This window comes from Rossellomorea aquimaris TF-12 (assembly GCF_001648555.1).
Taxonomy (GTDB): Bacteria; Bacillota; Bacilli; order Bacillales; family Bacillaceae_B; genus Rossellomorea; species Rossellomorea aquimaris.
Genome location: NZ_LQXM01000027.1, coordinates 218395 through 231400, shown reverse-complemented (window position 1 = coordinate 231400; position 13006 = coordinate 218395). Strand labels below are relative to the sequence as shown.

Annotated in this window: 10 protein-coding genes; all 10 read left to right on the top strand. The window is 36.4% G+C overall.

The window, feature by feature from the left end; translation table 11 throughout:
• Positions 1 to 146: 146 nt before the first annotated feature.
• The 10 genes from IQI_RS10535 to speD all read left to right on the top strand — a co-directional run bounded on the left by IQI_RS10535 (position 147) and on the right by speD (position 12549).
• Entirely contained in the window at positions 147 to 866 is a 720-nt protein-coding gene (locus tag IQI_RS10535) for a response regulator transcription factor (RefSeq protein ID WP_064092595.1), read from the top strand.
• A complete protein-coding gene (gene pnpS, locus IQI_RS10530; RefSeq protein WP_064092594.1) occupies positions 863 to 2644 on the top strand; it encodes a two-component system histidine kinase PnpS in 1782 nt (593 codons plus the stop codon). Before IQI_RS10535 ends, pnpS begins: the two co-directional genes overlap by 4 nt.
• Before the next feature lie 588 nt (positions 2645 to 3232).
• Positions 3233 to 4189, top strand: coding sequence for an FtsH protease activity modulator HflK (gene hflK / locus IQI_RS10525; RefSeq protein WP_064092593.1), 957 nt, complete (start codon positions 3233 to 3235; stop codon positions 4187 to 4189).
• A complete protein-coding gene (gene hflC / locus IQI_RS10520) occupies positions 4189 to 5124 on the top strand; it encodes a protease modulator HflC (protein ID WP_064092592.1) in 936 nt (311 codons plus the stop codon). The genes hflK and hflC overlap by 1 nt, the downstream gene beginning before the upstream one ends.
• A gap of 163 nt (positions 5125 to 5287) precedes the next feature.
• Complete coding sequence (gene polA / locus IQI_RS10515) at positions 5288 to 7918, top strand: DNA polymerase I (RefSeq protein WP_064092591.1); 2631 nt, start codon at positions 5288 to 5290, stop codon at positions 7916 to 7918.
• A 21-nt stretch (positions 7919 to 7939) separates the two neighbouring features.
• Positions 7940 to 8764, top strand: a complete 825-nt coding sequence (gene mutM / locus IQI_RS10510) for a DNA-formamidopyrimidine glycosylase (RefSeq protein WP_064092590.1) — start codon at positions 7940 to 7942, stop codon at positions 8762 to 8764.
• A 71-nt stretch (positions 8765 to 8835) separates the two neighbouring features.
• Complete coding sequence (ytaF, locus tag IQI_RS10505; protein WP_064092589.1) at positions 8836 to 9468, top strand: sporulation membrane protein YtaF; 633 nt, start codon at positions 8836 to 8838, stop codon at positions 9466 to 9468.
• Between the two features lie 38 nt (positions 9469 to 9506).
• On the top strand, positions 9507 to 10109 hold the full coding sequence (gene coaE / locus IQI_RS10500; protein ID WP_064092588.1) for a dephospho-CoA kinase: 603 nt from the start codon (positions 9507 to 9509) through the stop codon (positions 10107 to 10109).
• Between the two features lie 690 nt (positions 10110 to 10799).
• Complete coding sequence (locus IQI_RS10495) at positions 10800 to 11828, top strand: glyceraldehyde-3-phosphate dehydrogenase (protein WP_064092587.1); 1029 nt, start codon at positions 10800 to 10802, stop codon at positions 11826 to 11828.
• A gap of 340 nt (positions 11829 to 12168) precedes the next feature.
• Entirely contained in the window at positions 12169 to 12549 is a 381-nt protein-coding gene (gene speD / locus IQI_RS10490; RefSeq protein WP_064092586.1) for an adenosylmethionine decarboxylase, read from the top strand.
• Positions 12550 to 13006: the final 457 nt, after the last annotated feature.

Genomic DNA, 13006 nt, shown 5'->3' with positions numbered 1-13006 from the left:
TCTTTTATTTTTGTGTAAAATAAGGCCATACGTATTAAATACTCCTTGATAGTATGATAAGAAGCATACTTTATATTATAATAAAGATACAATTACATAATGATTTGGATGTTGGGGTTAATTTTCTTTTCGATGGAGGCACAATAATGAGTAAAAAAATCTTAGTAGTAGATGACGAACAGTCCATTGCAACATTATTGAAGTACAATTTAGAGCAGTCAGGTTATTCAGTCGTAACAGCACATGATGGTGAAGAAGGAAGAGACAAAGCGATTGAGCAATCACCTGATTTGATTATACTTGATCTAATGCTGCCACAGATGGATGGAATTGAAGTCTGTAAAGAGTTAAGACAACGCAAAGTTAATACCCCCATTCTTATGTTGACAGCCAAGGACGACGAATTTGATAAAGTCCTTGGATTAGAGCTTGGAGCAGATGACTATATGACGAAGCCATTTAGCCCTCGTGAGGTTGTAGCGAGAGTTAAGGCCATTCTAAGACGTAGTCAGGCCATACAGGAGTCTGTTGAATCAACCATACTTGAACCTACTGACTATAAAGAAGTTGGGGAGTTAAAGGTGTACCCTGAGCAATATGAAGCCTACTTTGAAGGTGAACTGTTAGAATTAACCCCTAAAGAATTTGAGCTATTATTGTATTTAACAAACAATAGAGGGCGAGTATTAACAAGGGATCAATTACTAAGCGCTGTTTGGAATTATGACTTTGCCGGAGATACAAGAATCGTGGATGTTCATATTAGTCATTTACGGGAAAAGATTGAGTCCAATACTAAAAAACCAATCTATATTAAAACAATTCGTGGTTTAGGTTATAAACTGGAGGGACCCAAGAAACAATGACCAAGTTTAGAACAAAACTTCTTTTTGCTCTAATTACACTCATTATTGCTGTTCTAATTGGACTAGGTTTATTGTTAGGTCAAATTTTCAAGAATTTTTATTTAGATACGTTTAATTCCAGGATTGAAAAAGAAGCAAGATTACTGGCTGATTCTATTGAAGAGAATGGATTACCTAAAGATATTAATCCGAATATGATAAAAGGACTTAGTGATATATTAGATGTTCGAATCACTATTTTAGATGATTTTGGAAGAGTGGTACATGATACAGATTCAAGAGTAAAAGCTTCCGATCCTGAACAAAGACGTATTATTAAAGAGATTGAAAAAAACTGGGATGTAAAAGAAAAACATAAAAAACTGATTACCTCTGAGGCAGAATATCGATATTACTGGTATCCCCTTCGTAACAATAGCAATCAATTGAATGGATTACTTATTATGAGTACAGAAGTAGATGCCCTTGAAAAAGGAACCCAACAAATTTGGTTTGTACTGACAATATCCCTGGGGCTTGCCTTGATTCTTATTATCATACTGGGATCACGGATCACGGTGCGATATACGAAACCGATTGAATCAGCTACTAACGTTGCTATGGAGCTTGCAAAAGGGAATTATCGGGCAAGAACCTTTGAAGATCGGGTAGATGAAACGAGTATGTTAAGTTCCTCTATCAATATTCTTGCACGAAATTTGCAGGAAATGGTGAATTCTCAAGAAATGCAGCAAGACAGGCTGACTACATTAATTGAAAATATGGGTAGTGCTTTACTACTAATCGATCATCGCGGGTTTATTGTCTTAACCAATAGGACGTTTAGAGAATTTTTTAACCTTGAAGAAACTCAATTGAAAAAGGTTAGATATCATGAAGTCATTCATTATAAAGAAGTCAATAAGCTCGTTGAAGAGATTTTTATGACAGAAGAAAGACTGAGAAAGCAAATTCTTCTCCCTCATAAGATTGAAAGAAGACATTATGAGGTTTCTGGTGCACCTATCATTGGCCACAATGACGAATGGAAAGGGATTGTGGTCGTTTTTCATGATATTACGGAGCTGAAAAAGCTCGAGCAAATGAGAAAAGATTTTGTGGCTAACGTCTCTCATGAATTAAAAACACCAATTACCTCCATTAAAGGTTTTTCAGAAACATTGTTGGATGGAGCCATGAATGATCCAGAAACAACTAAATCATTTCTCGAAATCATTTTATTGGAAAGTGATCGATTACAGTCACTTATTCAAGATTTGCTAGAGCTCTCAAAAATTGAGAAGCAAGGCTTTGAACTTACGACTGAGATGAGTGAAATCTCCAGCTTAATTGAAGAAGTAATGCCGATTTTAAAGGAAAAAGCAAAGTCTAAAGAGATAGAAATTCAAACATCCTTTGAAACGGTAGGGGAGGCTGAAGTAGATTCCTACCGCTTAAAACAGGTATTCATTAACCTGATCAGCAATGCGATTGCCTATACTCCTAAAGGAGGTAAAGTCATCGTAGTAGTAAGAGAAGATAAACGAAAAGTACACATTTCAATTAAAGATAATGGGATAGGGATTAGCGAGGAAGAACTACCTCGTATATTTGAACGTTTCTATCGAGTAGACAAAGCCAGAAGTCGAAATTCTGGAGGGACAGGACTGGGATTGGCCATTGTGAAGCACATCATTGAGGCTCATGAAGGAGAAATTAAGGTTGAAAGTGAACTAAATAAAGGTACGACCTTTACGGTATCACTGAATAAACAATTTTATGATCAAAACCAAGATTAGGCTTAATTTACAGATAGTTTACAGTATATTTACAAAGAGTTAAACTCCTATTAATAAAAGGGTGATACGATACTAAGTGAAACCCCTTCATCCAAGGAGTTAAGAAAAGGCGAGAACTAACCCCGTTCTCGTCTTTTCCCTTTTTACCAACTACTTTCCTCGCATGTAACGCCTATTTTCGCAATTTTTATAACGTAGGATCTGCTAGGCTCTGTCAACCAGTATATTATGAAAGAACAGGGTTTTTACTTCCTTGTTATCATCACCTGCTGAACATTCAAAAAAATGTTGTTTAATAAAACGTGTAGATACTTATATTTTCTATTTTAAGAAACTCTCTCTTAGAAAGTTGAGTGAAAATCAACCACTACTCACCTTTCAAAAGCAACAAAGTTACCAATAGAGCTTTTTAATCAAATCCCTCTCAGAAAATTGTTCTCCCTGCAATCAAATACTTCTTTTTCTGTAAGAACCATAAAAACCCCATTCAAAGTTACATATTCTTAATATTTTTGAAACTTTTTTGTATTGAACCCGTATAAATTAGTAGGAAGCTAATATATAGAGAGATAAAGGGGGAAGGTACTTATGAGTTTGAAACGAATTTATTCAGTAACCGGAATGGTTTTGACCGCTATTATTTTGATCATTGTATTGCTTACTTCATGGTATACAGTAGATGAATCAGAACAAGCCTTAATATTAACATTCGGTGAAGCGGGAGAGCCCGTAATAGACTCTGGTCTTCATTTCAAAATGCCTTGGCCAATGCAGTCAGTTGAAGTTTTATCAAAGGAAACCTTCAGTCTTCAGTTTGGATATGAAGAAAAGGATGGAAACATAAAAGAATTTCCTAAAGAAACGAAAATGATCACAGGTGATGAGTATATTGTACTTGCGGATTTGGTGGTTCAATGGAAGATTACAAATCCAGAAAACTACTTATTTAACTCAGACAATCCTGAAGAAATTTTATATGACGCTACGTCAGCTTCCTTGAGAAGTATTATTGGTAGCTCATTGATTGATGATGCTTTAACTTCTGGAAAAGCAGAAATTGAGGCAGAAGTGAGAGATCTCTTAACAAGTCTAATTGATGAATATGATATTGGGATTTCAATTTTAGCCGTTAAGCTACAAGATGTTGAACTTCCTAATGCAGAGGTTCGAAATGCTTTTACTGCCGTAACGGATGCTAGAGAAACTATGAACACTAAGAGAAATGAAGCTGAAAAATATCAAAATCAACGGACGAACGAAGCACAGGGTGAAAAGGATGCTATTATTTCCAGAGCAAAAGGAGATAAAATCGCCCGTGTAGAGCAAGCTCGTGGAGATGTGGCTGTGTTTGATAAGCTTTATAACGAGTATAAATCGAATCCTGAAATTACAAGAAAGCGTTTGGTGTTAGAGACACTTGAAAATGTACTCCCAAATGCTGAAATCTACATTATGAAGGATAGTGGAGAAACACTTAAGTATTTCCCTATTCGTCAGCTGGAAAATCAAAATGGACCGGTGAAACAGGAAGGGAGTGAAGAATAATGACTGAGAATAATGTCTTCGATATGAACAGTAAAAAAAGAGAGCCGATCGAATGGAGAAGATACACGAAATTAGGCATATTCTTCATCATTTTGTTTGCGGTCCTACTTTTGATTTTTACGAATGTATATATCGTAAAAGAAGGAGAATATAAAGTGGTTCGCCAATTCGGTCAGGTTGTGAAGATAGATAAAGAACCTGGATTGAATTTTAAAATTCCTTTTATTCAATCCACTACTACCTTACCTAAACACCAAATGACTTATGATGTAACAGAAGCAGAAATTAATACAAAAGATAAGAAACGTATGTTAATCGACAATTATGCTGTGTGGAGAATTGAAGACCCTTTAAAAATGATCAAAAATGCTCGAACTGTTATCAATGCTGAAACCAAAATGGAAGAGTTTATTTATTCAGTCGTTCGCGCAGAGCTTGGACAGTTAGAATATGATGAAATCATAAATGATGAAAAATCTTCTCGTGGAAGTCTAAATGATCGTATTACAGCGAAGGTGAATGAAGTATTAGATCGAGATGGATATGGGATTGTTGTAACAGATGTGCGAATGAAACGCACAGATTTACCTGAAGCAAACGAAAAATCTGTATATACACGAATGATTTCAGAGCGTGAGTCAAAAGCTCAGGAATACTTATCTAGAGGAGATGCAGATAAGCAGAGGATTACAGCGGATACTGATCGTGAGGTCAAAGAATTATTAGCGAAAGCTGGTGCTGATGCGAATGTGATTCGTGCAGAAGGTGAAGCTGAGGCGGCTAAAATTTATAATAATTCCTTTTCAAAGGACCCAGGGTTTTATGATTTATTTAAAACGTTAGAGACGTATAAGAAGACAATAGATGATAAGACAGTGATTATTTTACCATCGGATTCTCCTTATGCTCGCTTATTGATGGGATATACAGAATAATAAACTAAAAGCTCTTTAAGAATGTATTTTCATTCTTGAAGGGCTTTTGCATTTTTTTTTCGATTGCCCGATTTTTCCTTTCAATCTTTAACATGATAGAATAAAAGGGAAGAAACATACTTAATTCAAATAAACCTTACAAGCCTTTCTAGGAGGTCCTGATATGTCCAAAAAATTAGTGTTAATTGATGGAAATAGTATAGCTTATCGAGCATTTTTTGCCTTGCCTTTATTGAATAACGACAAGGGTGTACATACAAACGCAGTTTATGGTTTTACCACCATGCTGCAAAAAATAATAGAAGACGAAAAACCTTCTCATATCCTTGTTGCGTTTGATGCTGGTAAAACAACATTTCGCCACAAAACATATAAAGAATATAAAGGTGGAAGACAAAAAACTCCTCCTGAATTATCAGAGCAATTCCCCTATATCCGAGAACTTTTAGATGCTTATGGAATTAAGCGTTATGAAAAAGAAAACTATGAGGCAGATGACATCATTGGAACACTATCATTACAAGCCGAGTCAGACGGATATGAAGTAAAGGTGTATTCAGGAGATAAAGATTTAACACAGCTGAGCACGAAAAAAACGACTGTTTGTATTACGAGAAAAGGGATTACAGACATAGAAGTGTATACACCTGAGCATATACAAGAAAAATGGGAAATCTCACCCGATCAAATTGTGGATATGAAAGGACTTATGGGAGATAGCTCCGATAATATTCCCGGCGTACCTGGAGTAGGAGAGAAAACAGCTATAAAGCTCTTGAAGGAATTTAAAACGGTGGAAACACTTCTTGAGTCCATCGACCAGGTAAGTGGGAAAAAACTGAAAGAAAAGCTAGAAGACAATAAAGATCAAGCCATTATGAGTAAGGAATTGGCGACGATTCTAAGAGAAGCGCCTTTAGATGTTACGGTTGAGGAACTGTTATATGAAGGAATGAACACGGCCACATTAAAAGACGTATTTAGAGATTTAGGTTTTAATTCCTTATTGGAAAAAATGGGAGAATCTCCACAAGAAGAAACAAAAGAATTAGAAGATATATCTTTCGATATCATAGAAGAAATCACGGAAGAACATCTTACGAATGAAAGCTCTCTCTATATTGAAATTTTAGAAGAAAACTATCACTTAGGTGATATTGTTGGAATGAGTATACACAATGAAAATGGAACGTTTTTCTTTACCCTTGATACAGCTTTGAAATCAAAAGAGTTTAAAAAATGGGCAGAGAATGATCATGCCGTAAAATATGTGTTTGACTCTAAGGAAACCGTTGTGTCACTAAAGAGAAACGGGATTCATATGAAAGGAATTGAATTCGATCTACTTTTAGCCTCTTACATTATTAACCCGTCAACATCAGGAAATGACTTTGCCTCTATCGCAAAAGACCACGGTCATCCAGTGGTGGAGTCTGATGAATCAATATATGGCAAGGGAGCGAAATTGAAGGTTCCATCAACGGACATCGTTTCTCTTCATCTCGCAAGAAAAGCTCTTATTCTACAAGAGCTAAGAGCAACCTGTATGAAAGAATTAGAAGAAAATCAACAATACGAATTATTTACTGAATTAGAGTTACCTTTAGCCCTCATACTCGCTGAGATGGAATATACCGGAGTAAAAGTAGACCAACAGCGATTACTAAGTATGAAGGATGAATTAGCCCTTCGTTTAGCTGATTTAGAGAAGAAGATACATGAACTGGCTGGAGAGGAGTTTAATATTAACTCACCTAAGCAGCTTGGTGTGATTCTTTTTGAAAAGCTTGAATTGCCTGTTGTGAAGAAAACAAAGACGGGGTATTCAACGTCAGCGGATATATTAGAAAAACTTCAATCGAAACATGAAATCATTGATTATATTCTTCATTATCGTCAACTTGGGAAGCTCCAATCAACCTATTTGGAAGGGTTATTAAAAGTTGTTCATAAAGATTCGAGTAAAATTCATACAAGATTTAACCAGGCTCTGACTCAAACAGGACGTTTAAGTTCTATCGATCCTAATCTGCAGAACATTCCCGTCCGATTGGAGGAAGGAAGAAAAATACGCCAGGCATTTATCCCTTCAGAAGAGGGGTGGGTCATGTTTGCAGCTGACTATTCGCAAATTGAATTACGGGTTTTAGCCCATATTGCCAAGGACGAAAAACTGATGGAAGCTTTCCGTAATGATATGGATATTCATACGAAAACGGCGATGGACGTGTTTGGAGTAGAAAAAGAAGAAGTTACATCCAATATGAGAAGACACGCTAAAGCTGTAAACTTCGGTATCGTGTATGGAATTAGTGATTACGGTCTTTCTCAAAGTCTTGATATTACCAGAAAGGAAGCAGGAGAATTTATTAAAAAATATCTGGAAAGCTTCCCGGGGGTAAAAGAGTATATGGATGATATTGTCCAGGATGCAAAGCAAAAAGGTTATGTGACGACCCTTCTTCATCGACGTCGTTATTTGCCTGAAATTACAAGCCGTAATTTTAATTTAAGAAGTTTTGCAGAACGCACGGCCATGAATACGCCAATCCAAGGAAGCGCTGCCGATATTATTAAAAAAGCGATGATTGATATGGCAGCACGATTAAGGGAAGAAAATCTTCAATCTCGATTACTCCTACAGGTTCATGATGAACTGATCTTTGAAGCACCTGAAGATGAAATTGAAGTATTAAAGAAAATTGTCCCAGAAGTGATGGAAAATGCAATGGAACTGGAAGTGCCATTAAAGGTCGATTACTCCTATGGACCATCATGGTACGATGCAAAGTAAGAAACAAACGGAGGTAGATGAATGCCTGAGCTTCCAGAAGTAGAAACAGTAAGAAAAACTCTTGAACTCCTTGTAGTGGGGAAAGTAATTAAAGATGTTTCAGTTACCTGGCCGAAAATGATTAAAAATCCAGTTGATACTCATGAATTTGTTCACAGCTTAAGGGGTCAAGAAATACTTGAAATGAGAAGAAGAGGAAAATTTTTAATCTTTTATTTCAATGATGTAGCCCTTGTTTCTCATTTACGAATGGAAGGGAAATATGGGGTGAACAAACAGGATGACCCTGTAGAGAAGCATACTCATGTCATCTTCCATTTCACTGATGGAACAGAGCTAAGGTATCGTGATGTTAGGAAATTCGGAACGATGCATCTATTCAAAAAGGGAGAGGAATTATTACATCTTCCTCTTCTCCAGCTTGGAGCCGAGCCTTTTGATCATGAATTTACAGTAGACTACCTGGAAAAAAAGCTAAAAAAGACCGAAAGAATTGTAAAGGCCGCTTTGTTGGATCAAACAGTAATGGTTGGATTAGGAAATATTTATGTAGACGAAGCTTTATTTAGAGCGGGTATTCATCCTGATCGAAAATCAAAGACATTGTCCAAAGCAGAAGTGCAACGTTTGCATGAGCATATTATTGAAACGTTAAAAGAAGCCGTGGAAATGGGCGGGAGTACCATTCGGTCATATGTGAATTCACAAGGCCAAATCGGAATGTTTCAGCAGAATTTATATGTATATAGTCGAAAAGATGAACCATGTAAAATTTGCGGATCCACCATTGAAAAAAAAGTTTCAGCAGGAAGAGGAACCCATTATTGCCCAGAATGCCAAAAGTAAAATCAAGAACATTTAACATCTGATAAGCCCTTACCATATAGTATTGTAATGATTTTTGGGAGGGCTAATCGATGAATGAAACAATCTCCTTATTACTATTGGCGTTTGCTGTAAGTCTTGATAGTTTTAGCACTGGTTTAACCTATGGCTTAAGAAAAGTGAAAATTCCTATAAAATCAATCAGTATTATCTCCATTTGTTCTGCAAGCTCCTTACTATTGGCTATGATACTCGGTCAAACCATTCAATCTGTCATCTCTCCAATTTGGGCAGGGAGAATTGGTGGGCTTATCCTTGTCCTAATAGGAGCAGCGGTTTTATATCAATTTTTTCGCCCTGAAAAAGAAATGCCAATCTCTAAAGAAAAAACTCTTATTAACTTTGAAATTAAATCTATTGGTTTAGTCATTCAAATATTGAAGAGACCCTTAACAGCGGATTTTGATAAATCTGGAACGATAACTGGAATCGAAGCATTTATGCTCGGGATTGCTTTATCTTTGGATGCCTTTGGAGCTGGTATTGGAGCAGCATTATTGAATTTCTCACCGTTACTACTTGCCCTAAGCATCCTCTTTATGAGCTTTTTGTTTTTATCCTCTGGTTTGAAAATGGGGCAATTCTTTGCTCACTTAAAATGGGTGCACAGAGTATCATTTTTACCAGGTGTGTTATTAATACTGATAGGTATTTTACGATTTTAATCAAATATGTAGCAATATGAGTAGAAAGGATTACAATTATGGCGAGTATTATTGGATTAACAGGCGGTATTGCCAGTGGTAAAAGTACCGTTTCAAATATGCTAAGTGAAAAAGGCTATACAATTATTGACGCAGACTTAGCAGCACGAATGGTTGTTGAAGTAGGGCAACCGGCATATTTAGCCATTGTCGATTCGTTTGGAGAAGAAATTCTTCACAAAGATTCAACTATTGACCGGGAAAAGTTAGGATCCATCATCTTTAACAATGAGGAAAAAAGAAAACAACTAAATGAAATTGTTCATCCCGCAGTAAGAAGTATGATGCTGGCACATAAAGATGAGGCCATTGCATTAGGCAAAAAAACGATCTTTATGGATATCCCTCTTTTATTTGAAAGTAATTTAACTTGGATGGTGGATCGAACTCTTCTTGTGTATGTCAATGAAGATACTCAGTTAACCCGATTAATGGAGAGGAATCATTTAAATCAGAAAGACGCTTCAGCTCGAATCTCTTCTCAATTTCCTCTAAAGGAAAAAGTAATCCTGGCAGATGCAGTCATTGATAATAATGGTTCATTACTCCAAACAAAAGAACAGCTGGAAAAATTACTATCGGATTGGAATTTACAACCATAATACTTAGTATGTGAAGGCAAATAAGGAGTTCTCCTTGTTTGCCTTTTTAATTGGTTGTATACCAATGACTCTGTCAATCAGTATGTGCTGGATGGTGAGGGGAACTGCTTCTCTTGCTGCTAGCGTTCGGCCGAGCCTCCTCAGCTTCGCTTCCGGGGTCTCGCCACGCCCGTACTTCCGCAGGAGTCTACGCAGCTCCCCTCACCATCTATAAAATATGTGGTGACAGAGCTCAATAAAAACAAAAGAATATATATAATACAGAAATTCTAATACACAACTAGAAATTAACCACTTCTCTTTTAGAAAATGCTTTTTCTAAAAGTTTATTGTTAGAAAAACACTCGCTGAGTAAGTTGATTTTCGTTGCAGGTGCGAGACTCCTGCGGAAAGGGAGCATCCTGCAGCGAAAATCAACTCCCACTTTCTTATCCGAAATAACAACAATTATTAAAAAACGACTTTATTTGAACAAAATGATCATCAATAAACTACCTGTCCATACAAAAGAATACAAAAATCTATTCATTTTTTTCATTCTCTTCAATATGATTAAAACGAGGGATTTGTCAGAATAATAAAACATTTAAAAACTATAAAATATTTATTACCTAAATCGCTAAATATGTTATACTATTTTTAGTAAAAAAACATATAAGTATAACATTAATATAGAGGGGAGCCGGATTTATGAAGGCGAAAATTGCGATTAATGGTTTTGGACGTATTGGAAGAATGGTTTTCAGAAAAGCTATATTAGAAGAAAACTTAGAGGTTGTAGCGATTAATGCGAGTTACCCAGCGGAAACATTAGCTCATTTAATTAAGTATGACACAAACCATGGTATTTTCCAGGCAGACGTAACGACTGATGAAAATGCGATTATTGTAAATGGTAAGCGTGTTCAATTGTTAAGCAATCGTGATCCTAAAGCGTTACCTTGGAGTGAATTAAATGTTGATATTGTGATAGAAGCAACAGGTAAATTTAACTCGAAGGACAAAGCCAGCCTTCATTTAGAAGCAGGTGCAAAGAAAGTCATCTTAACGGCTCCAGGTAAAAATGAAGATGTGACCATTGTGATGGGAGTAAATGAAAGCGCATTAAATATTGAAGAGCATAGTGTTATTTCAAATGCTTCTTGTACAACAAACTGTTTAGCTCCTGTTGCAAAAGTATTAGATGAGCAGTTCGGAATTGAAAACGGTCTCATGACCACGGTTCATGCCTATACAAATGATCAAAAGAACATTGATAATCCACATAAGGATTTAAGAAGAGCAAGAGCTTGTGGGCAATCAATCATTCCTACTACTACTGGAGCGGCGAAGGCTCTATCACTGGTTCTTCCTCAGCTAAAAGGGAAGCTGCATGGCATGGCTTTACGTGTTCCAACTCCAAATGTATCTCTAGTTGATTTAGTAGTGGATGTAAAGAGGGATGTTACAGTTGAAGAGATTAATGAAGCGTTTATGACTTCTTCATTAGGCTCACTTCATGGAGTATTGCAATATACAACAGAACCTCTTGTGTCCATTGATTTTAATACGAATCCTCATTCTGCCATCATTGACGGACTGTCTACAATGGTAATGGGAAGTCGTAAAGTAAAGGTGCTGGCTTGGTACGATAACGAATGGGGTTATTCTTGCCGCGTTGTGGATCTTGCTAAGTTTGTAGCATCGAAGATGAATGTGAAATCAGAAGTAAACGTTTGAAAGAATCGACATAAATAAAAATGCTTCAATAATTGGAACGTACCTTTTCATGGTGCGTTCTTTCTTTTTTCCTAAGTTTTGTTGTGAACGCCTTGTCATTAAAGATGGATGATGAGGGACATAGGATAGGATTTGAAAAAGTTTAGAAAAATTTATTGCAAAAGATATTTAAACAAAGTATACTATTTTTCGTGAACTTCTTAAGAGCAGATGAATACTGATTTAGCTACTTAAAGGGTTAGGACCTCTTCGGACTAACTTTCCCCCGTGGTAGTTAAGATTTTGCCAAGGGACTTGTTCATTTTGACGAAAAAAATCATGTCAAAGGGGGAAACATTCAATGGAAACAATGGGACGTCATGTAATCTCAGAATTATGGGGTTGCGATTTTGAAAAATTAAATGATGTAGTAGGTATTGAAAAAACATTTGTAGATGCTGCTCTTAAATCAGGTGCAGAAGTTCGAGAGGTAGCTTTTCATAAATTTGCACCTCAAGGAGTGAGTGGTGTGGTGATCATTTCTGAATCACATTTAACTATTCACAGCTTCCCTGAACATGGGTATGCAAGTATTGATGTATACACTTGCGGTGATTTAGACCCTAATATCGCTGCTGAATATATTGCTGAAGCTTTAGGCGCTGATACTAGAGAAACTATTGAATTACCTCGTGGTATGGGCCCGGTGCAAGTGAAAAAAACACAGGCAACTGCTCTTTAATATTGAATAATCAAGAGATGCATATAATTATGCATCTCTTTTTTTGCCTATATTCAGATGGTGAAGTTGAAAACGAAAGCTATCAAAAGCTTGTTGTCTATACTTAGGCTTTTTCAGATCTATCTCAATAGGACTTCGGGCGAGTTCACCGCCTTGGATTACAAACCAAAAAGGAAATCGAAAGGCAGGCAAAAGATCCTCGATTAACCGAAAAAAGAAGTAGTTTTTCGATCCTTCGCTCTCTTCCTCAAGAAAAGAAAGAAGCAGGTTAAGAGAAAGATAAAGTTTGTTTTTGGGAACAAACGCTCAAAATATATATTCATTAGGAGTTATTTTGTTTGTCTATCTGTCAAATATGCAGACAGAATATAGAACCACAAAGTGGAGCGAAAAGGAACGGTCAAGTTTTGTTCTGAACACTCTATCTGAAATTCAGATTGCTTTTTTTTGGAAGTTA

Bases quoted from the DNA above. Each gene is read 5' to 3' on its own strand.
- ytaF (WP_064092589.1), top strand. From the start codon at position 8,836: ATGAATGAAACAATCTCCTTATTACTATTGGCGTTTGCTGTAAGTCTT.
- IQI_RS10535 (WP_064092595.1), top strand. From the start codon at position 147: ATGAGTAAAAAAATCTTAGTAGTAGATGACGAACAGTCCATTGCAACA.
- hflK (WP_064092593.1), top strand. From the start codon at position 3,233: ATGAGTTTGAAACGAATTTATTCAGTAACCGGAATGGTTTTGACCGCT.
- IQI_RS10495 (WP_064092587.1), top strand. From the start codon at position 10,800: ATGAAGGCGAAAATTGCGATTAATGGTTTTGGACGTATTGGAAGAATG.
- speD (WP_064092586.1), top strand. From the start codon at position 12,169: ATGGAAACAATGGGACGTCATGTAATCTCAGAATTATGGGGTTGCGAT.
- polA (WP_064092591.1), top strand. From the start codon at position 5,288: ATGTCCAAAAAATTAGTGTTAATTGATGGAAATAGTATAGCTTATCGA.
- hflC (WP_064092592.1), top strand. From the start codon at position 4,189: ATGACTGAGAATAATGTCTTCGATATGAACAGTAAAAAAAGAGAGCCG.
- coaE (WP_064092588.1), top strand. From the start codon at position 9,507: ATGGCGAGTATTATTGGATTAACAGGCGGTATTGCCAGTGGTAAAAGT.
- mutM (WP_064092590.1), top strand. From the start codon at position 7,940: ATGCCTGAGCTTCCAGAAGTAGAAACAGTAAGAAAAACTCTTGAACTC.
- pnpS (WP_064092594.1), top strand. From the start codon at position 863: ATGACCAAGTTTAGAACAAAACTTCTTTTTGCTCTAATTACACTCATT.